Here is a 24,010-nt window from a genome sequence, read left to right on the forward strand (position 1 = left end):
GTGAAGGTTGGACGCTTCAGAACTGACGTCTTCGAAAGGAACGCCCAGCTCGCCTCATGATTTGCGAGACTCCTTCACCAACGCCTCGACGTTGTTCCCATCGGGGTCACTGACGAATGCCGCATAGGCGCCGTATTCGGACCAGTACTTTGGCGACTCGCGCTCGCTGCCGCCGGCCATCATTGCCGCGGCGTAGAACGCGTCTACCGCCGCCCGGTCTGCAGCTTCGAAACCCACGTGTAGGCCACGCGTGACCTCACCAGTCGTAGGCGCCGCCTCCAAGGAGAGGCTCGGCGTGTCGATGCCGGTTACCCAGTACTCGGCGATCGAGTGGGTGCGGTAGCCGGGCTGGATGTTCAGCGGTGCGAGGGCTGCAGTGTAGAAGCGCTCGCTCGCAGTGAAGTCGCTGGCGAAGACACCGAGATGGTGGATGAAGTGGGGCTCAGGCACAGCCGTCATGAATAGCGAACCTACCCGGACACCTGCGCGGCCAGCACGAACCGACAGCGCCATAGATGGCTGACCTTCGGTGTCACGGCCCGCGCTCAACGCGGCTACTGCAATCACACCCGTCCCAACACTGCCCCCGGGCTCATCGCGCGGTTAGTGTGAAAATCCCCCGCTGGAAGGTGCGCCCATGCCCTCTGCACAGCAAGTGTCCGTCCGACTGATCGTTGACGGCCAGGAACATCACGTCGAACTTGATCCTCGCGTGAGTGTGATGGACGCGATCCGTGACCGGCTCGGCATCACCACCGTGAAGAAGGGCTGCGACCACGGCCAGTGCGGAGCCTGCACCGTGCTCGTCGATGGTCGGCGCATCATCAGCTGTCTCACACTTGCTGCGTCGTACGACGGTGCGCAGGTCACGACGGCTGCTGGCCTCGGTAGCACTGATCAACTCAGCGACATCCAGGCGGCGTTCGTAGACCGCGACGCGCTGCAGTGCGGATACTGCACGCCCGGCCAGATCTGCTCTGCTGCAGGCATGTTCGCCGAGGCGGAAGCCGGTATGCCCTCGCATGTGACCGCGGACGTCAGCGACCTACAGAAGGTACGGCTCACGCCGGAGGAGATCAGCGAACGGATGAGCGGCAATCTGTGTCGATGCGGCGCCTATGCCCATATCCGTGAAGCGCTCACCGATGTGGCGCAGGAGCGGGGCCAGGCATGAAGGACTTCGAATACGTCCGCGCCACAACGGTTTCCGACGCGCTCGCCCAACACGAACGTGAGACGACTGCCTACCTCGCCGGCGGCACCAATCTCGTCGACCATCTGCGGCTCGGCATCCGACGTCCCGACCGAATCGTCGACATCAGTCGGCTCGATCTCGGCGGCATCGAGGAAACTCCGGACGGTGGTCTGCGCGTCGGTGCGAACGTCCGCAACGCTGACCTCGCGATGAGTCCGCTTGTGCGGCAGCGTTTCCCGTTCGTCAGCCAAGCCCTGCTCGCGGGAGCATCCGGACAGATCCGGGCGATGGCTTCGACCGGTGGCAACCTGCTCCAGCGTACGCGCTGTGTCTACTTCCAAGACCGGTCCACTCCGTGCAACAAGCGCGAACCAGGCTCGGGTTGCTCGGCGATCGACGGTTTCGGCAAGTACAACGCGCTCATTGGTCAGTCCGACCAATGCGTCGCTGTTCATCCATCCGACCTCTGCCTGCCGTTCGCCGCGCTCGACGCAGTCGTCCACGTCACGGGCCGGTCTGGCGACCGAGCGATTCCTTTCGCCGAGTTCCACCGCCTGCCGGGCGACGACCCGTCACGCGACACCAATCTCGAGCCCGGCGAACTGATCGTTGCGATCGAGATTCCCCCACTCCCCTGGGCCACCCGTTCGCGGTATCGGAAGGTGCGCGACCGTGCGTCCTACGCGTTCGCGCTGGTGTCCGTTGCCGCTGCCCTGGACATCGCCGACGGCCACGTGCAGGACCTCCGACTCGCGCTCGGCGGCGTCTCGCACAAGCCCTACCGGGCTTACCTCGCCGAAGAGCAGTTGCGCGGACGTCCGGCGACTGCTGAGGTTTTCGAGGTCGCCATTGATGCAGAACTCGCAGCCGCGCATCCTGGTGGGGAGAACGCGTACAAGCTGCCGATGCTTCGACGCACCGTCGTGGCGGTGCTGCAGGAACTGGCCGAAGGAGCCGTCCGATGAGCACTGAAGCACCAGCCCGTCCGCACGCACCCGACATCGAGACCGCGGCCCTTGACACGCCTCGCGAACGGAGCGTCGGCACCCCCGTGCGCCGCGTGGACGGACCCATGAAGGTGACCGGCACGGCGCCGTACGCCTACGAGCACGATGTCGAAAACCCTTGCTACCTTTGGCCGGTCACGGCACCGATCGCCAAGGGCAGGATCGTCCGCATCGACACGAATCGGGCGAACGCTGTGCCCGGCGTGTTGCACGTGCTCACTCACGACAATTCGCCGCGGCTGAAGGTCAAGACGGACGCTGCGCTGTGGATTATGCAAGGCCCCGAGATCGCACATTTCGGACAGATCGTCGGCGGTGTCGTAGCCGAGACGCCTGAAGCTGCTCGCGAAGCGGCCGAACTCGTTGAGGTGATCTGCGAGCAGGAGGACGCGAAGGTCGAGTTCGACCCACACGACCCCGACGTGGAGAGTCCACGCCTCGTGCTCATGCGGCGCGGCACGGAGACCAAGGGTGATCTGGACCAGGGGTGGCGCGAAGCGGTGCATCGGGTCGACGCGCACTATGCGAACCCGGCTCACTTCCACGCCCAGATGGAGCCGCACGCCGTCATCGCGATCTGGCACGACACCGAGACGCGCGATCCCCGGGCGACCCGACTGACCCTCTTCGACACCAACCAGGGCCCGATCATCCACCGCACCCTGCTGCCACCACTGCTGGGATTGCTGCCCAACCAGGTCGAGATCATCTCGCCATACGTCGGTGGCGGCTTTGGCGGAAAGGCATTCCCCCACCCGCACATCGCGCTCGCTGCGATGGCCGCCAAAGTCGTGCGACCTCGCCCGGTGAAGCTGGCACTCACCCGCCAGCAGATGTTCATGAATGTCGGCCACCGCCCCGAAGCCAGCCAGCACATCCGGCTCGGCGCGACCGCCGACGGTCAACTCACCGCCGTCGAGCACTTCAGCACCCAGGCCGCGTCGCGTCTGAAGCGCAACATCGACCAAGCGTGTTGGGCGACCCGCATGATGTACGCGACGCCGAACCGGCACACCCAACATCGCGCGGTGAACCTCGACCTTCCGCCCGAGACGTGGATGCGCGCACCCGGTGACTTCAACGGCATGTTCGCGCTCGAGTCAGCCATGGACGAACTCGCGCACCAGGTCGGCATCGACCCGCTGGAACTACGCGTGCGCAACGAGCCGGAGGTCGACCCTGAGAACGGGAAGCCCTGGAGCACGAGAGCATTGGTGCCCTGCCTGCGGCGCGGGGCCGAACTCTTCGGCTGGCACCAGCGTCAGGACGTCGGAGGGCGACACGATGGCGAATGGCAGATCGGTCTGGGCCTGGCGTCCACCTGCTTCCCCAACCAACACATCACCAGTCTCTTCGCACGGGTCACTTACACCGGCGGCAAGTACGTCGTGCAGATGCAGGCTTCCGACATCGGCACCGGCGCCCACACCGTCCTGCGGCAGATTGCCGCTGACGCGCTCGAGGTGCCGGTCGATCATGTCGAGACCGACATCGGACGCACCGGCACACCGATGGCGATCATGGCCGGTGGCAGCCAGGGCACTTACGAATGGGGCAACGCAGTTGTGGCCGCCTGCGAGAAGCTGCGCCGCAAGCACGGAGACAACCCGCCGGACGGAGCATCGGCACGCGCGCAGGGACGTCCGCCCCGCGGTGCGAGCAAATACTCCCGTCACGCGTTCGGTGCCCAATTCGCCGAAGTGGCAGTCAGTTCCGTCACTTCAGAGGTGCGGGTGCGCCGACTTCTCGGCGTCTATGCGGCTGGCACGATCATCAACCCGCTCACCGCCCGCAGCCAGATGATCGGCGGCATGACAATGGCGATGTCGGCCGCGTTGTTCGAGGAGTCGTACCGCGACCCACGCTTCGGACACGTCGTCAACGGTGACCTCGCCGGCTATCACATCGCCGCGCACGCTGACGTCGCCGAACTGGAGGTCGAATTCCTCCCAGAGCACGACGAGTGGTTCGGCGCGAATGGCGCAAAGGGCATCGGCGAGATGGCCATGGTCGGCACGCCCGCAGCGATCGCCAACGCGATCTTCAATGCCACCGGAATTCGCCTACGGCACACGCCGTTCACCCCGTCGGCCCTGATCGAGGCGGCTCGTTGACCCTGCGCCGGGCGTCATGCCGATAACCGGAATCGTGCTCGCCGCCGGACAGGGCCGACGGATGGGCACGCCCAAGGCACTCATCAGCGATGCTCGCGGGTCGTGGCTCACGCGAGCCGTCGTTGCGCTCCGGAACGGCGGGTGTTCGCCGGTCGTGGTCGTGCTCGGAGCCTCGTCCGACGAAGCTGCCCGACTGGTCCAAGACGCCGAGATCGTCGTGGCCGACGACTGGCACGAGGGCATGAGCGCTTCCTTGCGCGCGGGGCTGCACGCCTGTCCCGACGATGCCGACGCAGCGCTCATCACGCTCGTCGATCTGCCCGACGTCGACCATCGCGTCGTGTCGCGGGTGATGGACGCAGCCGGTGCTGGTGCCAGGAGGGCGCTCGTCCGAGCCACGTTCGACGGGACGCCTGGCCACCCTGTCGTCATCGGCCGACACCACTGGGCGTCCGCTCTCGACCGCGCGACCGGCGATCAGGGTGCGAGAGCGCTCTTCGCAAACAGTCCGCACGTCCGGGTCGAGTGCGCCGACCTTGCGACCGGCCGCGACATCGACACCCGCGAGGAGCTGGAACGTGCGTGAGGTGCTGCCGGAACTGCGCCGTCGCTTGTCGAACGGCGAATCCGTTGCTGTCGCAACGGTTGTCGACACCTGGCAATCCGCGCCACGCCAACCAGGAGCGACGATGCTCGTCGCCGAAGACGGCACGATCACCGGATCCGTGTCGGGCGGGTGCGTGGAAGGTGCGTTGTACGACCTGTGCCGTGAGGTGCTCGTCCACGGCAATCCCATGCTGCAGCGATACGGAGTGAGCGACGACGACGCGCTCGCGGTCGGACTCACGTGCGGCGGAATCCTCGATGTCTTCGTGGAACGCCTCTCCCCCGCGACCTACCCAGAGTCCGACGATCTTTTCACCGACATCGACGGGGAGCGTCCTGTTTCGACCGCGACGATCGTCGAACACGACGACTCGTCGCTGGTCGGACGACGCCTCATGCTGCGTCCAACAAACAGCGAATCATGCTGCCACGTGGGCACGCTCGGTTCTGACCGCATCGACTCGGCCGTGGTGGACGACGCCCTGGGCCTGCTTGCCAGCGGGCGGTCCGGCACCCTCACCTACGGCCCGGACGGTCAGCGTCGCGGCGACGGCATGCGCGTGTTCGTGCAGTCGTTCGCGCCCAAGCCGCGTCTGCTGGTTTTCGGAGCGATCGACTTCGCCGGCGCGGTCGCCCGGATGGGCAGCTTCCTCGGATACCGCGTCACCCTGTGTGACGCTCGCGCGGTGTTTGCCACCACCGTCCGATTCCCGGAAGCAGATGAGGTCGTTGTCGATTGGCCGCATCGATACCTCGCGTCCCAGGCAGAGGCTGGCGCCATCGATCAGCGCACTGCAATAGCCGTGCTCACCCATGACCCGAAGTTCGACGTGCCGCTGCTGTCGGTCGCGCTTCGCCTGCCGGCGGTCGGCTACATCGGCGTCATGGGGTCTCGCCGCACCCACGAAGACCGCCTGGCACGACTACGCGACGAGGGGCTCACCCACGACGAACTGGAGCGCATGTCGAGCCCAATCGGGCTCGATCTCGGCGCCCGCACACCGGAGGAAACCGCGGTTTCGATTGCGGCAGAGATGATTTCGCTACGTTGGGGAGGCGACGGCGGCCGGTTGTCGAAGCGCTCCGGGCCGATACACCACGAGCAACCATGATCACACTGCGCAGCGCCCATGTGAGTGTCGACGGACCGGACGATCCCGACGTCGTCTGGGAGCGGTACGCGGCTCCTGACCTCTGGCCGACGTGGGCTCCCCAGATCACCGCAGTCGATTACCCTCTCCCCCGCATAGCGCCCGGTGTCGGCGGCACTGTCCATGGGCTGGCAGGCGTGCGAGTCAAGTTCACGATCACGCAGGTCGACGAGCCCCGGCGACTGTGGACCTGGCGGGTGCGGATCGGTCCGCTGCGCATGCACCTGGATCACACGGTCTCTGCTGGTCCGAGAGGCGGTACGACCACAGAACTCACTGTTGACGGTCCACCAGTGCTGGTCCACGCGTACGCACTCGCGTCCACGATTGCTCTGCGTCGTCTGGTCGGTTTCTCGAATGGTTGATGCACGGGTTGTTCCACCGAGCAGTCGTCCAGTCCGGTGGTGGTGTGTCGGTCGCGCTGCCGGACGACCTGGCGAACGTCTCGAAGGCCCTCGCGGAAACGCTCGGTTGCGAGCCGACTGCGGCTGCGACACTCCCGAGTCTCGAAGCGTTCAACTGTTCGGCACGTCGCCGGACGTCCAGAAGGATCCGCGATCGGATGACCGTCGGTCGTGGGGTGCTGGCTAGCACTCCACGACTGGACTGCTTGCGCGGACGGGACCTCATCAGGGCAGTGCCCGTAGCACTACCGAGCGCTGGTCTCGTGCCACACTCGCGTCGATGGCATTTCCTGTGGCGCACAGACGAATCCGTGGTGGGTTGACCCGTCGTCGCGAGATCGTTGGTGTCGTCCGGACGGGTTGGGTCGAGCGATCAGTCCGACGTCCGGAGCGACCGCTGGTGCTCATTCCGGGACTCTCCATGTCGTGGCATGCGTATCAGTGGTTTCTCGAGCAGCACCCGGACAACCGCCCGATCCTCGTCATTGACCCCCCGGGCTGCGGACGCAGCACCCGCCTCCCTGGCGCGATGGACGCTGACGCCCAAGGTGCGCACATAGCCGCCTGGCTGAGCGAGCAACAACTAGGACCGGTTGACCTCGTCGGCCACTCACTGGGTGCCGTGACCGGCGCTCGGCTGAGTGCACAGCATCCGGAGCTGGTCGCGTCCCTCACGATGGTGTCGCCCTCGCCTGACGCTCGTTGGCCTCGGATGCGCCAGCACGTCTCCGCGCTGGTTCGAGGGGTGCCCGCGGAGGCTCCGCGCGTCATCGCCCAGGCCGCCTTTGACTACGTCCGCGCGAATCCGTTGGTGCTCGCCGATTTCGGCAGGCAGGCCGGACGGCCGGCGGATGAGGTGATGGACGGCGTCCGGACTCCTGTGCTCGTCGTGCGTGGCACGGCCGACCTGGTCTCGAGCCACAAGTGGTGCGCAGACCTGGCGGATGCTGCTGGCGGCGAGCTGCTGGCGGTGCCGGACGGTGCCCACGGTCTGCCCCAACAGATGCCGGCCGAACTCGTGCGCATCGTCACCGAGTTCACCCAGACGCCGTAGTCACCGTTCTGCCACCGTGGCTACCGCCCCGACAGCACTCAAGGCTGGGCAGCTCGAACTTGTTGGCTGCTGCCGCACCCGCTTCAGCATCGTGCTGGGCGGGATCACCCGTCGCACCTGCTCGACGCTAACCCCCGGTGCAGCGAGCACCATCTCCTAGACGTGGGCGCGCTCCGGGATCGGCTCGGAGTGGTCCATCAGATCGGCGTAGAAGGTGATGATGTCATCGACCGTTTTCTCGTGGTCGAGCATGCCCCTCATCCTCCAGTACTGCTGGTCCGCAGCGGGCTACTAGGTCGTTGTCGAGGCTGTGTGGCGGCCTGCTGAAAGCACGGAAATGATCGCTGTCGGTGGTCGGTGCTTAGCTGTTCTCCATGAAGCAGACGCAGCCTCCCACGTTGGACGACATGGTCGCCCAGCTGATCGGAATGCGTTCTGCAGCAAATGATTTCGACAAGATCAGCCAGATCGAGACGCTGGAGAAGCTCGAGTCGGCGCTGGTGCACGCGCGGGCTGCGATCACCGCCGATTTCGATCGTTCGCAGCGAGAGGAGCAGCTCCGGGCGAAGGTGCGCTCCCGAGAGCGTGGCCGCGGCATCGCAGACCAGATCGCCCTTGCTCGGCGCATCTCCCCCGCCAAGGCTTCGCGGGAGCTTGCCTTCGCTCGAGCGCTGCGCGACGACCTCCCGGCGACTGCCGAGCTTCTCGCACACGGGCGCATCAACGGCTCCGTCGCCCATGCGGTTCACCGCGAGACTGATCACCTCGACCACCTGCAACGTCGGGCGGTGGACGCCGAAATCTGCGCTGCGCTTCCAGACGTGAGCCCGATCCGGGCGGGCGCTCTCGCCAAGGCGGCAGCGCTGAACATCGATCCTGAAGGAGGGACGGCACGAGCTCGGGCCGCCGCGAAGAAGCGCTCGGTGTGGAATCGTCCCGGCAAGGACGGCATGTGCCGGTTCGGTGCAGACCTACCGGCGGCGATGGCGACTGCGATGGCCGCCACGCTGCGGCGAGACGCCTTGGGCATGGTGTCGGACGGCAGCGCCGAGGGCCGCACCCTGCAGCAGGTGAGTGCCGATCTTCTGTTTGAGCGCGTCACTGGTCAGTGTCCGGCCTCGGGGCCCGGCGTCGAGGTGCAACTCGTCATGACTGCTGGGCAGTTGTTCGGCCAGTCGCCCGAGTCATGCCACCGCCACCACGCTGGTGCCGCGTTCGGCATGGAGAGTGAGTTGGACGGCGCAGCATGGCTCGACGGGTACGGCCCGATCCCCGCCGCGATCGCCCGCGCTATCGCCGCCGGTGCACCTGATCTGCTCCTGCCCTCACCTGACCAACTCGACAGCTCGCAGGCGTGGGTGCGCCGCATCTTCACCGACCCCACTACCGGGCAACTCACCGGCTTCGACACCAAGCGGCGCCGGTTCGATGCCACTGTGCGCCGCTTCATCCAGCTGCGCGACCGAAGTTGTCGGATTCCGTTCTGTGATGCGCCGATTCGCGACCACGACCATGTGCAACGCCATACGGACGACGGCCCTACCAGCATCGACAATGGTCTCGCTGTCTGTCGGCGGTTCAACCTGGTCAAGGAGATGCCGGGTTGGTCTACTCGGGTCATCCACGGTCATGGACCGCCAGGAAGTCATCCGCATACGGTCGAGATCACCACGCCGACCGGAAAGACCTACCGCTCCACCTCGCCTCCGGTGCACAGCCGTGCACCCGATCCCCCGCTGAGCGGAATCGACATCCATCTCACCGCCCGGCTCGGCCTGGCGAGCTAGCCACACCGACCCTCGCGGCGTCCAAGTCGTCTCACGGTGACCATGCGAACCGGTGTCGTGGCGACCTCAGCGTCCGCGAATTTGTTCAAGTCGTGCGCGCACGATCGACTCCACCACTTCTGTGGGCAGGACGACGCTGTCAGGCTCCTGGATGGCACCTTTGGTGGTCGAGACCCCCAGTGCCGCAAGCGGTTCGGCGAGCTGTTCGACGACGCTGCTGGAGTAGGGATAGATGCCGATGTGCTTCTTGGTCGACATCACTGACAGCAGTCCCTTGCCGTCGAACACCAGCGCCGGCATCGCGTACTTGACACCCTCGGTCGCTTCGGGCGCGGTGTTTCGTGCCACTTCGTAGATGGCGTGGATTCGCTCGGCCCGGAATGGCGTGAGCGTTTCCAGGTAGTCAGCGATGGGCGAGCCAGCCGACTCAGATCCGGGCCTGGTCGCTTCGTGGTCAATGTGCATATCGCACCGCGTGTCCGGCTCGAGCATTCATGACTTGGACGCGGATCGCGGCCATGATGAGTTCGGTCGCTTCGCGTGCATCCTGCTCGTCGGTTCGTCCGTTGAAAGCGGTCAGGTCGACCTGCGGCCCCACACTCAGATGCGCTGAATGTCGGTGCCACAGATGGTCATTGCCCTGCTTGGGTCCCCACAGACCCACCGGGAAGACGGGGACCTCCGGGTACCGCAACGCCAAACGGGCAGCGCCGGTGCGGGCCGGACCGGGCATCTGATCAGGTTCAGTGGTCAGGCGTCCCTCTGGGTAAAGCACCACGACCTGGCCGAGTTCGAGCCTGCGGCCGGCCTCGTCCAGGGCAGCGGCTGCGTTCGACGCACCTCGTGACACCGGGATCTGTCCGGTCGCCCGCGCCAGCCACCCGATGACCGGCCACGAGAAGACCTCCCGCATCGCCAAGAAGTGCGGAAACCGCCTGTGGCCGATGACCATTCGTGCCACTGCGAGTGGCTCGCTCATCGTCATGTGGTTGGCGACGATGATGACCGCGCCTTTGGCGGGGATGTCGTGCGACCGGGTGAAACGAACCCGGTGAGCGACCTTCGCAGCCGTCCACACCAACGCGAAACCCGCGGCGTCTTTCGCCTGCAACCGCAACGGCTTCCGTGCCTTCATGAGGTTCCTTCACGTGGTCGACGATGTCTGGGCGGATTCTTCCGTAGTGGCTCCTGCTGCACACACTTTGCCAAGTTCTTACCTGTGAATAACGCCGATTTGAGGGTGCGCATCGCAAGATGCTGTGGCAGCACCGTTGAAAGAAGCAGGGAGGAACGATGCTGAAATCGACCAGGCGACGCGCGTCGTCGGGAGTGTGGGTAGCAGCACTCGCCGCGGCTTCGATTGCCGTGGCGGGGTGTTCGGGCGACTCGTCAGCCGGTGAGTCGTCGACGGCACCGACCACGACATCGTCGTCAAGTTCGCAACCGAGGACGAGCAATACGACGACCAGTTCGGCGGCACCGTCGAGCCAGTCGAGCAATGCGACCTATGCCGGTGCGCCGGGCGTGCCCGAGGCGGCAAAGCACAAGACGGACGCTGGTGCGATTGCCTTTGCGAGGTTCTTTACCAATGAACTCAACCGGCTCGGCAAAACTCCCCGGGCCGGTGTCCTTTCTAAGTTGTCGCTACCGACATGCAAGTCGTGCGCAGCACATGAGGAAACGATCCGAAGTGTCGCATCGGACAGCCAGCACTTCGATGGTGATCAGTTCGTCATCAAACGCGGCTTTGTGAATCCAGACGGGACCGTTTCTGTCGTCGTTGACGTGCCGCGTGTGTCGATCGTCGACAAGAACAACGCAGTTATTGAGACTTTCGACGCAGGGCCCAGCCGAGCACGCGTGCACAAGCTCAGCTGGACGGCCAGTGGGTGGCGCGTGGCCGAGATTCAATACGATCCGTCCGTTACGTCGTGACGAATCGAATCACCGCGAGATTCGTTCTCGTACTCGCCGTAGTCGTCCTGAGTGCTGGTGTCGCCCCGAATGTAGAGGCTGGAGGGACTGGCCCGAGATGTCGTGATTGCGACGTCTCGAAGGGTGGTATACACACCGGTTTCACGAGGGCCGAGACTGCCGCGTTGCCAAAGACACAGCGGTCCTCTGTCGCTCCGAGCACGGACAAGCCCGGCAGCAAACCCGCGATACAGCAAGTGCCGTTCGAATACACGACGCGAATCGCGTGCTCGGGTAACGAGCCAGGTCGAGAGACAGAGTCCAGTTGCCAGAGCGCATTGGTCGCATGCGAAGAGGGCGAAGGGCCGTTGAGCGAGATTTACCGGCGACTTCATCCCGTCGATCCAGCAGAGGAGCCGGGCGCCTGGTCCCATGTGGGGCGCACATGCTTTCCGACCGTAGTGCCCAATTCCGACGCCCGTCCACGGTTGACGCTGGCGATGATCAAGTCGGCTTGGGAGCGCACCCCGTTCAGCAAGCCGACGGTGTCGATGCAACCGGTGGGTGGGCGCACGTTGGTCACCTTGCCGACGTACTTCCAGTTGCAGTACCCGACCGAGGGATTCGCTCCGAGCGAGGTGAACACCGTGACCTTGCTAGGGCATCAGGTGCGCATCAAGCCGACCTTCAAGTCGAACACCTTCACCTACGGCGACGGCGCAACCAGTGGGCCGACGTCTTCGAGCGGTGGCGTGTACCCCACCGGCGACATCACCCACGCGTACGAACGCGCCGGCAAGTACACGGTGAGCGTCTCCACGACGTACGGCGGTCAGTACTCGGTGGACGGTGGCGCTTGGGCAGACCTCGACGGCACGACGACCGTCGCTGGTCCGTCTTCGATGATCGAAGTCGTGACCACGAAGAACCAGTTGGTCAACGAGTAGGAAGCCGACCGCATTCACGCCAGCGTGTAAGGATCTCCGGGCGGCCTCGGCTGCCGTAGCGCACTCGGCGCACGACGCGTCCGGAGTCGGCGAGGTGTTCGAGATAGCGGCGGGCGGTGACGCGCGAGGCGCCGATGGCGTTGCCGACCTCAGCGGCCGCTACTCCCCCGTCGAGGTCGCGCAGTGCGCCGATCACCTGGTCGAGGGTCTCGGTGCTCATGCCTTTGGGCGGAGCCGAACTAGGAGCCGCGCGGAGTGCGCCCAGTAGTTCATCGACGTCGCCCTGCTCCACAGCCCGGGGTCTCCTCCAGCGTGCCGCGGTACTCGCCATAGTGCTGCAGCTTGGCGCGGAACGAGGCATAGGTGAATGGTTTGAGCAGATAGGCGAACACTCCCTGCGTCACCGCCTGCCGCACCACCTCAACGTCCCGGGCGGCGGTCACCGCGATCACGTCGCAGCCGCGGCCCGAAGCGCGCAACTGCTGCAGCACTGCCAAACCATGCGCGTCGGGCAAGTTCATGTCGAGCAGCACCAACGCGATCGTGTCGTCTGCGCGCAACGCACGCATAGCCTCCTGCACCGTACGCACCACCGCGGCGACCTCGAATCCGGCTGTGCGCTCTACGTATTGGGCATGAGCTTGAGCGAAGACGGATTCGTCCTCGACGATCAGCACCAGAACTGCAGCAGTCATGATCGACCTCTCAGCGTCACTTCAACCCGTGCCCCACCCAGATCAGATCGACCGATCGACACTGATCCGTCACATCGCTGCGCGACCTGTTGCACCAGCGCAAGCCCGATGCCTCGGGAACCGGGTGGACCGGCCTTCGTCGACCAGCCTCGTCCCAGCACGTTCTCGGCATCCTCCGGCCCGATGCCCGGTCCGTTGTCGTCAGCCGCGAGCACCAATCGCTCTGCGGTCCAATCGACTTCGATTCGCACCCGGCCGGGAGTGGCATCGCCGACCGCGTCCAGCGCACTGTCGGAAAGGTTGCCGACCACGGTGATGAGGTCTCGTCCGGAGATGGTGCACCGCTGCTCGCTCACCTCACCGACAATCTCCAGCGAGGCGCCACGCTCGGCCGCCTCTGCCGACTTGCCGAGCAGCAGCGCCGCCAGCACCGGATCACCGACGTCCTCGATCACCTGGTCAGCGAGCAACTGAGTGATCTGGAGTTCTTCGGTCGCCACCTCGATCGCCTCCTCCGACCGGTCCATCTCGATCAACGACACCACCGTGTGCAGGAGATTGGCCGACTCGTGGTGCTGGGCGCGAAGCGCCGAAGTGAGCCGCCGGACAACATCCAATTCGCCTGACACGTACTGCAATTCCGTGCGATCACGCACGGTCATGACCGCACCCACATCAGCCCCTTCCCAGCGGGCCGGTCCGGAGTTGATGACCGGGGCACGACCGCCGACCAGGTAGACGTCGTCGCTCTCGGTCTCACCGGAGACCACGGCGTGCGACAACGCGATTGCGCGGCAGCTCGAGAAGTTCACGCGCTTCGTCATTCGCCAGCCGCACCGGACGTCGCGGTCGGCTTCAAGTCGCTCGGCACCGCCTTCGTCGGGCTGATCAAGATGATGATCCAGCCGGTCATCTTCTGCACCATTGTCCTGGGCATTGGCAGCCTGCGCAGCGCCGCCAAGGTCGGGAAGGTCGGCGGTCTCGCCCTCGCCTACTTCCTGTCGATGTCAACCTTCGCCCTGGTCGGCAACCTGCTGCACCCCGGTTCCGGCCTGCACGTCACCGACGAGATGGCCTCTGCCGGCGCCAAGCAGGCGTCCAAGGGCCACGGCAGCACCGAGGAGTTCCTGCTCGGCATCATCCCCGACTCGCTGCTGTCGTCCCTGACCTCCGGAGACGTCCTACAGACGCTGTTCGTCGCTCTGCTGGTCGGCTTCGCACCCCAGGCAATGGGACGCTCCGGCGAGCCGATCCTCAAGGGAAATTGGGCACATGCAGAAGCTCGTCTTCCGCATCCTGGCGATGATCATGTGGCTCGCTCCGGTGGGTGTCTTCGGCGCGATCGCCTGCGTTGTCGGCGAGAGCGGGGCAGGTGCGCTGAAGAGTCTGGGCGTGCTGCTGATCGGCTTCTACGTCACGTCCGCGCTCTTCGTCTTCATCGTGCTCGGCGCCGTGCTGCGCGCTGCCACCGGCATCAACATCTGGGCGCTGTGCAAGTAGCTCGGTCGTGAGTTCCTGCTCATCGTGTCGACCTCTTCCTCCGAGTCGGCCCTCCCCCGTCTCATCGCCAAGATGGAGCACGCCGGTGTCGACAAGTCGACCGTGGGCGTCGTGGTGCCGACCGGCTGCTCCTTCAACCTCGACAGCACCGCGATCTACCTGACGATGACTTCGCTGTTCATCGCCACCGCCATGGACATGCCGCTCTCGCTGGGCGAGCAGGTCTCGCTGCTGCTCTTCATGATCATCGCCTCCAAGGGTGCAGCCGGCGTCACGGGCGCAGGTATGGCCACCCTGGCCGGCGGTCTGCAGTCGCACCGCGCCGAACTGGTCGACGGTGTGGGCCTGGTAGTCGGTATCGACCGCTTCATGTCGGAGTGCCGCGCGCTGACCAACTTCGCCGGCAATGCAGTTGCGACGGTGGTCATCGGTCCGTGGACCGGCGGCCTCGACAAGGCGCAGTTGCAGCAAGCCGTGAGCGGCGACGACCCCTTCGACGAGACGACGATGCTGGACGACGACCACCACGGCGGTGCGGTCGAGCAGCCTTCGAAGGAGAAGGCTTCGAAGGAACTCCAACCGGCCTGAGACGGGCGGATCGCAGTGGGCGGGTGGCTTCGGCCGCCCGCCCACTGCGTGTTCGGAAAGGCACACGAGCCGCGAAGGTCAGACGGTGCTGGTGTCGGTGTCGGCAGCGCCTATCCTCGAACGATGCAGTGCGGGTACTTCGATCGGCACGAGTGCCGCTCGTGCACCTTCATGAACGTGCCCTACCCGCAACAACTGGACGACGGTGCGCGCTCGGTGGCCGCGACCCTCCATGACCACGTTTCGCCCGAAGCGTGGATGCCGCCAGCTCACGGCGCTGAGCAAGGTTTCCGCAACAACGCGAAACTGGTGGTGGGCGGACGACGCGGGGCGCCGACACTGGGCATCCTCGACGGATCCGGCAACGGCGTCGACCTCACCGGCTGCGGGCTCTACGAGCCCGGGTTGTCGCGCGCGCTCCCGGGGTTGCGGGAGGTGATCGCGCAGACCGAACTGACTACGTACGACGTACCCAGCCGCAACGGCGAGCTGAAAAACGTACTGGTCACCCACTCCCCCGACGGCGAACTGATGATCCGCTTCGTGCTGCGCTCCACCGGCCAGCTGAGCAAGGTGCAGCGGGCGGTTCCCGTTCTGCAGCAACGGATTCCAGGCGTACGAGTGGTGTCGGTCAACCTTCTGCCTGATCACCGCGCCGTGATGGAGGGTGACGAGGAGATCATCCTCACCGAGCACCAGACCCTGCCGATGCGGGTGAACGACCTCACCCTGCACCTGCGACCGGCGAGCTTCTTCCAGACCAACACCGGCGTCGCCGGTCAGCTCTACGCACAAGCTCGCGACTGGACGCGGGAACTCGCGCCGCGTGCAGTGGTCGACCTCTTCTGCGGCGTGGGCGGTTTCGGGCTGCATGCTGCGGGGCCGACGGTCGAGCAGGTCTTCGGGGTGGAGCGCTCATCCGAAGCGGTGGAGAGCGCGCGCCGCTCAGCAACCGAACTACGTGCGGAAGGCTGCACGACACAGTTCGAGTTCGTCGCCGCAGATGCCTTCCCGCAACTGGATCAGGCACCCGAACCCGACCTGATGATCGTCAACCCACCACGTCGCGGCATCGGAGCTGATCAGTGCGAGCGACTCGATGCGATAGCGCTGGACCACCTGATCTATTCCAGCTGCAATCCGCGCACTCTGGCCGACGACCTGCGCCGGATGCCCGGCTTCGGGGTCGACCGGGCACGGCTGTTCCACATGTTCCCGCAGACGCCGCACCACGAGGTGCTCGTGCTGCTGAGCAGACAATGAGTCGCAGTCGGCGGCACCGACCGATCTCGCCCTTCCCCCAGGAGCACGGCATCGACGCCATGCGGGTTTCGATGCCGATGGACGGTGCGTGGACGACACTGCGCGACCATCTGGTCGACCGCTTCACCTCGCTCACCAGCGACCAGGTGGACGGCGCGATCGCCGCCGGTGATTTCGCAACCACAGACGGGCGCGCTATCACCGCGCAGACGAAGTTCGTCGCCGGTCAGGTGGTTTTCGTGCGGCGAGCCTTCGAGCCGGAGCCGGTCGTCCCCTTCGACATTCCGGTCGTCCACGAGGACGCCCGCATCCTCGTCGTCGACAAGCCACCCTTCCTGGCGACCATGCCCCGCGGCGCGCACATCACGCAGACCGCGGTGGCCCGGTTACGGGTGCAACTCGACATCCCGACGCTGAGCCCTGCGCATCGCCTCGACCGACTCACCAGCGGCCTGTTGCTGCTCACGAAGGAACCGCACTGGCGCGGCGCCTATCAGCAGGTGTTCGCCGCCCGTCGGATCGAGAAGACCTACCTGGCGCTTGCGCCCGCGATCGAGGGATTCGAACGGTGGGTGGACATCAGGCTGCACCTGGCGAAGGAACACGGGGTGCCCGCCGCACACATCGATGCCGACCATCCACAACCCAACGCGCACACGATGATCCGCCGTGCCCAGGACATCGGTGACAATGCCGTCTACGAGTTGCGACCGGTCACCGGGCGCACCCACCAACTGCGCGCGACGATGGGCCATGTCGGTGCCCCGATCATCGGCGACCCGCTCTACCCGCAGATCGTGCACCGCGCACGGGACGACTTCAGCGTGCCGCTGCAACTACTCGCACACTCGTTGGCCTTCGAGGATCCGGTGACCCGCCGACCCCTGCAGTTCACGAGCCGGCGGGCCTTCCCCTTGGAGAACACTGCAGCTCAGTGACAGCCGACGCGCGCCGGTCGAGCGCCCGAGACCTCCACTGCATAGAGGCGGGCATGGTGGATCACGGCGAATCTGGAGGGTCCGCCCACCACAGGCTGCCGTCATCGGCTTGAATCAAGTGACATCCGCCCACGATCAGGAGATGACTGATGGACGTCGACGGCAAGGTCGCGATCGTCACTGGAGCAGCGGCCGGGATCGGCCGAGCCCTCGCCGAAGCCTTGGTGCAGGACGGCGCAAAGGTGGTGCTGGCCGACGTCTCCCCCGATGTGGAACGGGTCGCCACCCAACTGGGCGAGGCCGGAGCCAGCGTGGTGGGCGACATCTCGTCCATCGATGTGATCGACGCCGTCATCGACGCCGCCGACACCAGGTTCGGCACCGTCGACCTCTTCTTCGCCAACGCCGGCATCGCGGGCGCGCCGGGCCTGGACGCCAGCGAGGCGGACTGGGATCTCAGCTTCGACATCAACGTGCGCTCACACATCCGCGCCGCCCAGCGCTTGGTGCCACGTTGGGTGGAAGCGGGCAGTGGCTATTTCGTCAGCACGGCGTCTGCCGCCGGACTGCTGACCCAGATCGGCTCGGCCACCTACTCCGTCACCAAGCACGCGGCTGTTGCGTTCGCCGAATGGCTCAACATCACCTACGGCGATCGCGGGGTGCGGGCGAGCACGCTGTGCCCGATGGGCGTGGAGACGGCCTTGCTGTATGCCGGACGCGACAGCGGCGACGTGCTCGGCGCAGCCGCCACCAATGCCGTACTGACTGCTGGCGAGGTGCTCACCCCCGAAGCGGTGGCCGCCGCCGTCCTGCAGGCGGTGTACGACGAACGCTGCTTGATTCTTCCCCACCCCCAGGTGCTGGAGATGATGCGCCAGAAGAGCGCTGACCACGAGCGGTGGTTGCGCGGCATGCGCCGCTACCAGGCATCGCTCCTGGCCACATCCGACGTTGCGGACAACCGAGAGGACAACCAATGAGCACGATGTTCGAGATGACCGAGCGGGGCGCCGACTACCACCGTCGGGTCACTGCGTTCATGGACGCCCACGTCTACCCCGCGGAGGAGGTCTACGAGCAGCAGATGCGCGAGTCGGGCGACCCGCACCACCAGCCGGCGATCCTGGAAGAGCTGAAGGCGAAGGCGAAGGCCGAGGGTCTCTGGAACCTCTTCCACCCGCACCCGCAGTGGGGCCCGGGGCTGACCAACTCCGAGTACGCCCCGCTGGCCGAACTGATGGGCCGGGTGCATTTCGCGCCGGAGGTGTTCAACTGCAACGCCCCTGACACCGGCAACATGGAGGTGCTCACCCTCTTCGGCACTGACGAGCACAAGGAGAAGTACCTGCGTCCCTTGCTCGATGGGGAGATGGCTTCTGCCTTCCTCATGACCGAGCCTGCCGTGGCCAGCTCGGATGCCACGAACATCGAGATGTCGATGGTCAAGGACGGCGACGAGTACGTGCTCAACGGCCGAAAGTGGTTCTCCTCCAACGCGTTCCACAAGAACTGCAAGGTCTACATCGTCATGGGCAAGACCGACCCGGACGCCGACACCCACCGTCAGCAGTCGATGTTCGTCGTCGACGCCAGCACCCCCGGCATCACCGTGCTGCGCAACCTGCCGGTCTTCGGGTATGACGACCGTGAGGGCCACGCGGAGATCTTGTTCGAGGACGTCCGGGTGCCTGCCTCCGACCTGCTCAAGGGCGAGGGCGAGGGTTTCGCGATCAGCCAGGCGCGGCTCGGTCCGGGCCGCATCCACCACTGCATGCGCACGATCGGCATGGCGGAACGAGCTCTGGAACTGCTCTGCAAGCGAGCACTCGCGCGGGTTACCTTCGGTAAACCCGTTGCCGACAACGCCAACATCCAGGACTGGATCGCCGAAGCCCGCATCGAGATCGAGATGCTGCGCCTGCTCTGCCTCAAGGCGGCCTACCTGATGGACACCGTCGGTAACAAGCAGGCCCAGACCGAGATCGCGGCGATCAAGGTGGCTGCCCCGACCATCGCGCTGCAGATCATCGACCGCGCCATCCAGGTGCACGGCGGAGCCGGCGTCACCGACGACTTCCCGCTCGCCCGTGCCTACGCCGGCATCCGCACGCTGCGCCTCGCCGACGGTCCGGACGAAGTGCACAAGCGCTCCATCGCCCGCCGCGAGTTGCGCAAGTACATGGCGCCGCGAGACCCTCGCTGAAAACCGTTGTGACACAGTGCAGCCCGCGAATGATTCGCGGGCTGCACTGTGTTGTTCAGTTGTCTTCGTCCGTGGTCGGGCTCTTCGATGAGGCCGGCTCAGTACCCCGCGCCGGGATTGAGCAGACCGAGCGGATCCCACACCTTCCGCATGCCGTGCTGCAGTTCGAGCACGTCGTCACCGAGTTGCTGCCGTAGGAGCGGACGCTTCAACCGGCCCACGCCGTGCTCCCCGGTGATCGTGCCGTCCAACGACAAGGCGAGCTCCATGATCTGGGTGAACGCCTGCCCCGCCCGCGTCTTTTCGTCCTCGTCGGAGCCGTCGTAGACGATCACCGGGTGGGTGTTGCCGTCACCCGCGTGCGCCACGACCGTGATGAGCAGTTGCTGCTCCGTCGCGATCCGGGCAACCCTGTCGACCAGTTCGGGCAGGCGCGGCACCGGCACGCCGACGTCCTCCAACATGTAGGCACCCAGGCGTTCCAGCGCCGGGAAGACCGCCCGGCGAGCGCCGACGAAGAGCGCACCTTCCTCGGGATCGTCGGTCTCGAAGACTTCAGTGGCGCCGAACTCCTCGCACGCCTGCCGCACCGCGGCGATCTCCAACTCGCGTGACTCACCTGCCGCGTCCGACTGCACGAGCAGCAGCGCGCCGGCGGAGCGGTCGAGACCCATGGGCTGGAAGTCCTCGACCGCGTTGATCGATGCGTTGTCCATGAACTCGACCATGGACGGGCGGGTGGTGCTGCAGATGCGCACCACGGCGTCGGCCGCATCGGTCAGGCCCGCGAAGGTGGCAACGAGCGTGGCTGGTGGCGCGAGGATCGGCACCAGCCGGCAGAGCACCTCGGTCACCACCGCGAGCGTGCCCTCACTACCGACCAGCAACTTCAACAGCGGCAGACCGGCGACGTCCTTGACCCTCGGGCCGCCGAGGGTGATGACCCGGCCGTCGGCGAGCACGGCTTCCAGCCCGAGCACGTAGTCGACCGTGACGCCGTACTTCACGCAGCACAGGCCGCCGGCGTTCGTGGCGACATTGCCGCCGATGGTGGAGATCTCGAAGGACGAGGGGTCGGGCGGATACCAGAGACCGTGCTTGGCTGCAGCCGTCTTGAGCTCCTTGTTGAGTGCGCCCGCTTGCGCGCGCAGCGTGCGTGTGGCGGGGTCAACCGTGATTTCGTTCATGCGTTCCAAGCACAGCACGAGCGCAGCTTCATGAGCGCTGGCGCCGCCGGAGAGTCCTGATCCGGCGCCGCGAGGAACCACCGGGACGCGGTGCTTGGTGGCCCATCGCATGACGGCCTGCACATGCGCGGTCGAGCGCGGCAGCACGACAGCCACCGGCAGTGCCGCCTCCGGATCACGTGCCCAGTCGTAGCGATACGCCTCGCGCTGCTCGGATGAGGTGCGCACAACGTCCGCACCGAGTTCGTCGACCAGTTCTTGCACAGCGTCCATGAGCTCAGCCTAGGCATGGAAGAAGTTCGACGGGGGGATGGTTGGACCATTCGTGTCGACTCTACGAATCCCCCTGAGTGCCCTCGATCTCGTCCCGTTGAGCGACGGGATGTCCCGACCGGATGCCTTCGAGCAGTCGCGCATCCTGGCTGGCGAACTGGATCGCTCCGGCTATCACCGGCTCTGGGTGGCCGAGCACCACGGCAGCACCACCTTCATGGCGTCGGCGACCTCGGTGATCCTGGCCGACCTTGCGCGACACACCGAACGCATCCGGCTCGGTAGCGGCGGGGTGATGCTGCCCAACCACGCGCCGCTGATGGTCGCGGAGTACTACGGCACGCTCGCCACGCTCTACGGCGACAGGTTTGATCTGGGCATCGGGCGCGCACCGGGCACCGACCCGATGACGGCCGCAGCGCTACGGCGCGGCAACCCCGATCTGAATACGTTCGCCACCGATGTCGTCGACATCATCGATCTGCTTGGCACTCCCCGATCGCTGCCGGGGGGCGTGCGGGCGATTCCGGGTGAGGGCACGAACGTCCCGGTGTGGATGCTGGGCTCATCGACCGGTGGCGCCCAGGTGGCCGCTGCCCTGGGGCTGCCCTATTCGTTCGCGTCGCACTTCGCACCGCAGCAGATCAACGAAGCCCTGGCGCTCTACCGGGAGCACTTCGACGCGAGCGCCCGCACCGCGCAGGTGTCGCGTCCGACGGTGATGGCCGGGGTCAACGTGCTCATCGCCGACACCCATGCAGAAGCGGAGCGGCTCTTCACCACCGCCCAGCTGATGCGCGTGCATCTGCGCACCGGCACCCTCGGGCCGCTGCTCCCGCCGGTCGACGACCTCGCGTCGGTCATCCCCAGCGAACTGCTGCAGTTCGCCGGACGCCCCAATGGCCAGGCCAGCTTTGTCGGCACCGCCGACGACGTCGTCGAACGCCTGGAAGGCTTCGTGGCCCATCACGAGCTGGACGAGTTGATCGTCACCACCTACACCTACGACCCGGTGCCCCGCCGTGAGTCGTACGCGGCGCTGGCACAGGCGTGGGGCCTGGACGCAACAGCACAGCACTGATGTCGACCGAGTAGGCAACACGGCCGGAATGTACTTTCAAGTCACAACGTGTGATAAGTAGGCTGACCCCCAACCAGCCCGGGCACTCGTGCGTCCGCTGGTCGAATCACATCAGCTGTTGTTGGGGGTCAAACGCTGTGCCACGTCCGGTCGAACGAAATGCTGCCTATTTCCCGGGTCTCGATGGCATCCGCACACTCGCGGTGACGCTCGTCATCCTCTACCACCTGGGCTTCGAACGGTTCTCCGGCGGACTGCTCGGTGTGGGCGTCTTCTTCACGCTCTCCGGCTTCCTGATCACCAGCATCCTGATCAACTCATGGGGCAAGGGCAAAGGCCTCGGCCTGAAGATGTTCTGGGTGCGTCGCGCTCGACGTCTGTTGCCGGCCGTGATCCTGCTGCTGATCGTCGGCCTCATCGGGGTGGCCGTACTCGACATGGAGAACTTCGGTCGACGGTTCACCCAGGCGATCGCCGCGTTGTTCTACGTCGCCAACTGGCACACGATCTTCTCCGGCGACTCCTACTTCGATGCCACCAACGGTCCGGGGCCGTTCGGTCACCTGTGGTCGCTGGCCATCGAGGAACAGTTCTACATCGTGTGGCCGTTGTTGCTCGCCCTCCTGCTCATCGTCACCGGCGCGAAGCTGCGCCGCACCGCCGCGGTCACCGCTGCACTGGCCGGCGCGTCATTCTTCCTGCTCAACGCCCTGGCCGTGGCCGGTGGCGACAACACCCGGGCGTACGAAGGCACTGACACCCGCGCGGGCGGCCTACTGCTCGGCGCGGCCTTCGCGTTGATGTGGCAGCCACACGTCTCGGCCACCAAGGAACGCAGCCGGCTGCACCTGATGCGCACCGACGTCATCGGTTTCGCCGGCGTCGCGGCGATCCTGTGGTTGTCGATGACCACCAAGCAGAACTCCCTGTCGCTGTACTCGTGGGGTCTGTTGGTGCTCTCGGTCGCCACCGTCGCGGTCATGTACGCCGCGTGCTCGGTCGGATCGGTCACCGCCATCATCTTCGGTCTGTCGCCGATGCGGTGGATCGGCGAGCGCTCGTACGGCATCTACCTGTGGCACATGCCGGTCGCCGTCTTCACGCCCGAAACTTTCTTCGCCGACAACCTGTGGATCCGTTCCGGGGTGCAGGTGGCCTTCACCGTTGTGCTCGCAGCCCTCAGCTGGAGCCTGGTGGAAGACCCGATCCGGCGTCACGGCTTCCTGGTCGCCCTCGGTCTGCGCGGTCGCCGGGCACAGTCCGGTCGACGGGTCGCCTGGCTCACCGCGAGCACCGGTGCGGCACTGTTCGTCCCGGTCGCCGCGGTAGCGCTCCTCGCTCCGACGTACGTGCCGACCCCCGCCGACAGCTCCAAGACCCAACAGGCTGTTGCCCCCAATCCGCTGGCCGGATCAAACACTGCAGACCCATCGGGCACACCGACCCCGACCGTCCGCCAGGGGCCGGTGGCCACCAAGTGCGAGAAGACGATCCACCTGGGCGACTCCACGTCCGTCGGCCTCATGTCACCTGATTACCTGCCCGTGGCGTCCGATCGGGAGGATGCCCAGCTGAAGAAGTTCGGCGTCACCACCTTCATCCCGGAGATCTCGGGTGCGCGGTCGATCGTCGAGACCGTCGGCGGCTCACCGAACGCCGAAGCGGTCGTCGACAAGCACCTGGCTCAGGGCTACAACGGCTGCTGGATCATTGCGATGGGCACCAACGACTCTGCCAACCAGGTGGTCGGTGGCACGTGGCCCTACGACAAGCGCGTGGCGCTGCTGATGGACAAGCTCAAGGACCAGCCGGTGATGTGGCTGACGGTCAAGACCTTGAAGACGGTCGGGCCGTACGCCAACAAGCACCAGATCGAGTGGAACAACACCCTCAAGGCCGGATGTGCGAAGTACCCCAACATGCGCATCTACGACTGGGCTTCGGAGGTGCAGGACCCTTGGTACATCAAGGACGGCATCCACTTCACCACCCCCGGTTACCAGGAGCGCGCCCGACGCATCGCTCGTGCGTTTGCGATCGCCTTCCCCAAGGAAGGCGACTCCCCTGCCGAGTGCGTGGTGGGCTCGAACTAGCTGTCGC

At 65.8% G+C, this 24,010-nt stretch carries 23 protein-coding genes and 1 pseudogene; 17 read left to right on the forward strand and 7 right to left on the reverse strand.

Features of this window, described 5'->3' with window-relative positions; genetic code table 11:
* Positions 1–54: 54 nt before the first annotated feature.
* Entirely contained in the window at positions 55–459 is a 405-nt protein-coding gene (locus J5M86_RS07770) for a VOC family protein (protein WP_188061161.1), read from the reverse strand.
* Between the two features lie 178 nt (positions 460–637).
* Between J5M86_RS07770 and J5M86_RS07775 the strand changes: the two genes are divergently transcribed.
* The 8 genes from J5M86_RS07775 (at position 638) to J5M86_RS07810 (ending at position 9,318) form a co-directional block, all read left to right on the forward strand.
* Positions 638–1,174 carry a 2Fe-2S iron-sulfur cluster-binding protein gene (locus tag J5M86_RS07775; RefSeq protein WP_188061160.1) on the forward strand — a complete coding sequence of 179 codons (537 nt, stop codon included), beginning with the start codon at positions 638–640 and terminating at the stop codon, positions 1,172–1,174.
* Complete coding sequence (locus J5M86_RS07780) at positions 1,171–2,160, forward strand: xanthine dehydrogenase family protein subunit M (protein ID WP_188061159.1); 990 nt, start codon at positions 1,171–1,173, stop codon at positions 2,158–2,160. Before J5M86_RS07775 ends, J5M86_RS07780 begins: the two co-directional genes overlap by 4 nt.
* The gene (locus J5M86_RS07785) at positions 2,157–4,316 is read left to right on the forward strand and encodes a xanthine dehydrogenase family protein molybdopterin-binding subunit (protein WP_188061158.1); all 2,160 of its coding nucleotides are present in this window, start codon (positions 2,157–2,159) and stop codon (positions 4,314–4,316) included. The genes J5M86_RS07780 and J5M86_RS07785 overlap by 4 nt, the downstream gene beginning before the upstream one ends.
* A gap of 16 nt (positions 4,317–4,332) precedes the next feature.
* Positions 4,333–4,902: an NTP transferase domain-containing protein gene (locus J5M86_RS07790; RefSeq protein ID WP_188061157.1), complete on the forward strand. Its 570-nt coding sequence runs from the start codon at positions 4,333–4,335 to the stop codon at positions 4,900–4,902.
* A complete protein-coding gene (locus J5M86_RS07795) occupies positions 4,895–6,034 on the forward strand; it encodes an XdhC family protein (protein ID WP_188061156.1) in 1,140 nt (379 codons plus the stop codon). Before J5M86_RS07790 ends, J5M86_RS07795 begins: the two co-directional genes overlap by 8 nt.
* Positions 6,031–6,438, forward strand: a complete 408-nt coding sequence (locus J5M86_RS07800; RefSeq protein ID WP_208964995.1) for an SRPBCC family protein — start codon at positions 6,031–6,033, stop codon at positions 6,436–6,438. The genes J5M86_RS07795 and J5M86_RS07800 overlap by 4 nt, the downstream gene beginning before the upstream one ends.
* A gap of 319 nt (positions 6,439–6,757) precedes the next feature.
* Positions 6,758–7,531: an alpha/beta fold hydrolase gene (locus tag J5M86_RS07805; RefSeq protein ID WP_190468153.1), complete on the forward strand. Its 774-nt coding sequence runs from the start codon at positions 6,758–6,760 to the stop codon at positions 7,529–7,531.
* A 374-nt stretch (positions 7,532–7,905) separates the two neighbouring features.
* Complete coding sequence (locus J5M86_RS07810) at positions 7,906–9,318, forward strand: DUF222 domain-containing protein (RefSeq protein WP_188061154.1); 1,413 nt, start codon at positions 7,906–7,908, stop codon at positions 9,316–9,318.
* Between the two features lie 66 nt (positions 9,319–9,384).
* Here J5M86_RS07810 and J5M86_RS07815 read toward each other — a convergent pair whose 3' ends face one another.
* Together J5M86_RS07815 and J5M86_RS07820 are read right to left on the reverse strand one after the other, a co-directional pair.
* The gene (locus J5M86_RS07815; RefSeq protein WP_188061153.1) at positions 9,385–9,783 is read right to left on the reverse strand and encodes an iron chaperone; all 399 of its coding nucleotides are present in this window, start codon (positions 9,781–9,783) and stop codon (positions 9,385–9,387) included.
* Positions 9,773–10,453, reverse strand: a complete 681-nt coding sequence (locus J5M86_RS07820) for a 1-acyl-sn-glycerol-3-phosphate acyltransferase (RefSeq protein WP_188061152.1) — start codon at positions 10,451–10,453, stop codon at positions 9,773–9,775. Before J5M86_RS07820 ends, J5M86_RS07815 begins: the two co-directional genes overlap by 11 nt.
* Positions 10,454–10,611: 158 nt before the next feature.
* Between J5M86_RS07820 and J5M86_RS07825 the strand changes: the two genes are divergently transcribed.
* Positions 10,612–11,253 carry a DUF6318 family protein gene (locus J5M86_RS07825; RefSeq protein ID WP_188061151.1) on the forward strand — a complete coding sequence of 214 codons (642 nt, stop codon included), beginning with the start codon at positions 10,612–10,614 and terminating at the stop codon, positions 11,251–11,253.
* Between the two features lie 479 nt (positions 11,254–11,732).
* Positions 11,733–12,179, forward strand: coding sequence for a hypothetical protein (locus J5M86_RS07830; protein ID WP_190468139.1), 447 nt, complete (start codon positions 11,733–11,735; stop codon positions 12,177–12,179).
* On the opposite strand, the gene J5M86_RS15750 is transcribed toward J5M86_RS07830, so the two are convergent.
* Genes J5M86_RS15750 through J5M86_RS07840 form a run of 3 tightly spaced genes read right to left on the reverse strand, consistent with a single transcriptional unit; the run spans position 12,169 to position 13,686 of the window.
* Positions 12,169–12,399, reverse strand: a complete 231-nt coding sequence (locus J5M86_RS15750) for a FaeA/PapI family transcriptional regulator (protein ID WP_370587356.1) — start codon at positions 12,397–12,399, stop codon at positions 12,169–12,171. The two genes, J5M86_RS07830 and J5M86_RS15750, sit on opposite strands and share 11 nt — an antisense overlap.
* 49 nt (positions 12,400–12,448) lie before the next feature.
* Entirely contained in the window at positions 12,449–12,874 is a 426-nt protein-coding gene (locus J5M86_RS15755; RefSeq protein ID WP_370587355.1) for a response regulator, read from the reverse strand.
* Positions 12,871–13,686 (reverse strand): sensor histidine kinase, encoded by an 816-nt coding sequence (locus J5M86_RS07840; RefSeq protein WP_188061149.1) that lies wholly within the window; start codon positions 13,684–13,686, stop codon positions 12,871–12,873. Before J5M86_RS07840 ends, J5M86_RS15755 begins: the two co-directional genes overlap by 4 nt.
* Positions 13,687–13,707: 21 nt before the next feature.
* Here J5M86_RS07840 and J5M86_RS07845 point away from each other — a divergent pair.
* From J5M86_RS07845 to J5M86_RS07865, 5 genes and pseudogenes are all read left to right on the forward strand, one after another.
* A pseudogene (locus tag J5M86_RS07845) lies at positions 13,708–14,962 on the forward strand (cation:dicarboxylate symporter family transporter); the annotation flags it as partial.
* Positions 14,963–15,085: 123 nt separating this feature from the next.
* Complete coding sequence (locus J5M86_RS07850; protein ID WP_188061148.1) at positions 15,086–16,225, forward strand: methyltransferase domain-containing protein; 1,140 nt, start codon at positions 15,086–15,088, stop codon at positions 16,223–16,225.
* On the forward strand, positions 16,222–17,163 hold the full coding sequence (locus tag J5M86_RS07855) for a pseudouridine synthase (RefSeq protein WP_188061147.1): 942 nt from the start codon (positions 16,222–16,224) through the stop codon (positions 17,161–17,163). The genes J5M86_RS07850 and J5M86_RS07855 overlap by 4 nt, the downstream gene beginning before the upstream one ends.
* Positions 17,164–17,312: 149 nt before the next feature.
* Entirely contained in the window at positions 17,313–18,146 is an 834-nt protein-coding gene (locus J5M86_RS07860) for an SDR family oxidoreductase (RefSeq protein WP_188061146.1), read from the forward strand.
* Between the two features lie 5 nt (positions 18,147–18,151).
* Positions 18,152–19,369, forward strand: coding sequence for an acyl-CoA dehydrogenase family protein (locus J5M86_RS07865; protein WP_188061197.1), 1,218 nt, complete (start codon positions 18,152–18,154; stop codon positions 19,367–19,369).
* A gap of 98 nt (positions 19,370–19,467) precedes the next feature.
* On the opposite strand, the gene J5M86_RS07870 is transcribed toward J5M86_RS07865, so the two are convergent.
* Positions 19,468–20,829 (reverse strand): FAD-binding oxidoreductase, encoded by a 1,362-nt coding sequence (locus J5M86_RS07870; protein ID WP_188061145.1) that lies wholly within the window; start codon positions 20,827–20,829, stop codon positions 19,468–19,470.
* A 52-nt stretch (positions 20,830–20,881) separates the two neighbouring features.
* On the opposite strand from J5M86_RS07870, the gene J5M86_RS07875 reads away from it, so the two are divergent.
* Together J5M86_RS07875 and J5M86_RS07880 are read left to right on the forward strand one after the other, a co-directional pair.
* Positions 20,882–21,910 (forward strand): LLM class flavin-dependent oxidoreductase, encoded by a 1,029-nt coding sequence (locus tag J5M86_RS07875; RefSeq protein ID WP_244328265.1) that lies wholly within the window; start codon positions 20,882–20,884, stop codon positions 21,908–21,910.
* Positions 21,911–22,047: 137 nt separating this feature from the next.
* The gene (locus tag J5M86_RS07880; RefSeq protein ID WP_188061143.1) at positions 22,048–24,003 is read left to right on the forward strand and encodes an acyltransferase family protein; all 1,956 of its coding nucleotides are present in this window, start codon (positions 22,048–22,050) and stop codon (positions 24,001–24,003) included.
* Positions 24,004–24,010 lie beyond the last annotated feature (7 nt).

The sequence above is a fragment of the Yimella sp. cx-51 genome (assembly GCF_017654605.1).
GTDB lineage: Bacteria > Actinomycetota > Actinomycetes > Actinomycetales > Dermatophilaceae > Yimella.

Coding starts and splice junctions, on each gene's coding strand:
- J5M86_RS07850 (WP_188061148.1), top strand. CDS start 15,086: ATGCAGTGCGGGTACTTCGATCGGCACGAGTGCCGCTCGTGCACCTTC.
- J5M86_RS15750 (WP_370587356.1), bottom strand. CDS start 12,399: ATGAGCACCGAGACCCTCGACCAGGTGATCGGCGCACTGCGCGACCTC.
- J5M86_RS07820 (WP_188061152.1), bottom strand. CDS start 10,453: ATGAAGGCACGGAAGCCGTTGCGGTTGCAGGCGAAAGACGCCGCGGGT.
- J5M86_RS07770 (WP_188061161.1), bottom strand. CDS start 459: ATGACGGCTGTGCCTGAGCCCCACTTCATCCACCATCTCGGTGTCTTC.
- J5M86_RS07815 (WP_188061153.1), bottom strand. CDS start 9,783: ATGCACATTGACCACGAAGCGACCAGGCCCGGATCTGAGTCGGCTGGC.
- J5M86_RS07825 (WP_188061151.1), top strand. CDS start 10,612: ATGCTGAAATCGACCAGGCGACGCGCGTCGTCGGGAGTGTGGGTAGCA.
- J5M86_RS07865 (WP_188061197.1), top strand. CDS start 18,152: ATGTTCGAGATGACCGAGCGGGGCGCCGACTACCACCGTCGGGTCACT.
- J5M86_RS07870 (WP_188061145.1), bottom strand. CDS start 20,829: ATGGACGCTGTGCAAGAACTGGTCGACGAACTCGGTGCGGACGTTGTG.
- J5M86_RS07830 (WP_190468139.1), top strand. CDS start 11,733: ATGATCAAGTCGGCTTGGGAGCGCACCCCGTTCAGCAAGCCGACGGTG.
- J5M86_RS07805 (WP_190468153.1), top strand. CDS start 6,758: ATGGCATTTCCTGTGGCGCACAGACGAATCCGTGGTGGGTTGACCCGT.
- J5M86_RS15755 (WP_370587355.1), bottom strand. CDS start 12,874: ATGACTGCTGCAGTTCTGGTGCTGATCGTCGAGGACGAATCCGTCTTC.
- J5M86_RS07790 (WP_188061157.1), top strand. CDS start 4,333: ATGCCGATAACCGGAATCGTGCTCGCCGCCGGACAGGGCCGACGGATG.
- J5M86_RS07855 (WP_188061147.1), top strand. CDS start 16,222: ATGAGTCGCAGTCGGCGGCACCGACCGATCTCGCCCTTCCCCCAGGAG.
- J5M86_RS07810 (WP_188061154.1), top strand. CDS start 7,906: ATGAAGCAGACGCAGCCTCCCACGTTGGACGACATGGTCGCCCAGCTG.
- J5M86_RS07800 (WP_208964995.1), top strand. CDS start 6,031: ATGATCACACTGCGCAGCGCCCATGTGAGTGTCGACGGACCGGACGAT.
- J5M86_RS07775 (WP_188061160.1), top strand. CDS start 638: ATGCCCTCTGCACAGCAAGTGTCCGTCCGACTGATCGTTGACGGCCAG.
- J5M86_RS07785 (WP_188061158.1), top strand. CDS start 2,157: ATGAGCACTGAAGCACCAGCCCGTCCGCACGCACCCGACATCGAGACC.
- J5M86_RS07780 (WP_188061159.1), top strand. CDS start 1,171: ATGAAGGACTTCGAATACGTCCGCGCCACAACGGTTTCCGACGCGCTC.
- J5M86_RS07860 (WP_188061146.1), top strand. CDS start 17,313: ATGGACGTCGACGGCAAGGTCGCGATCGTCACTGGAGCAGCGGCCGGG.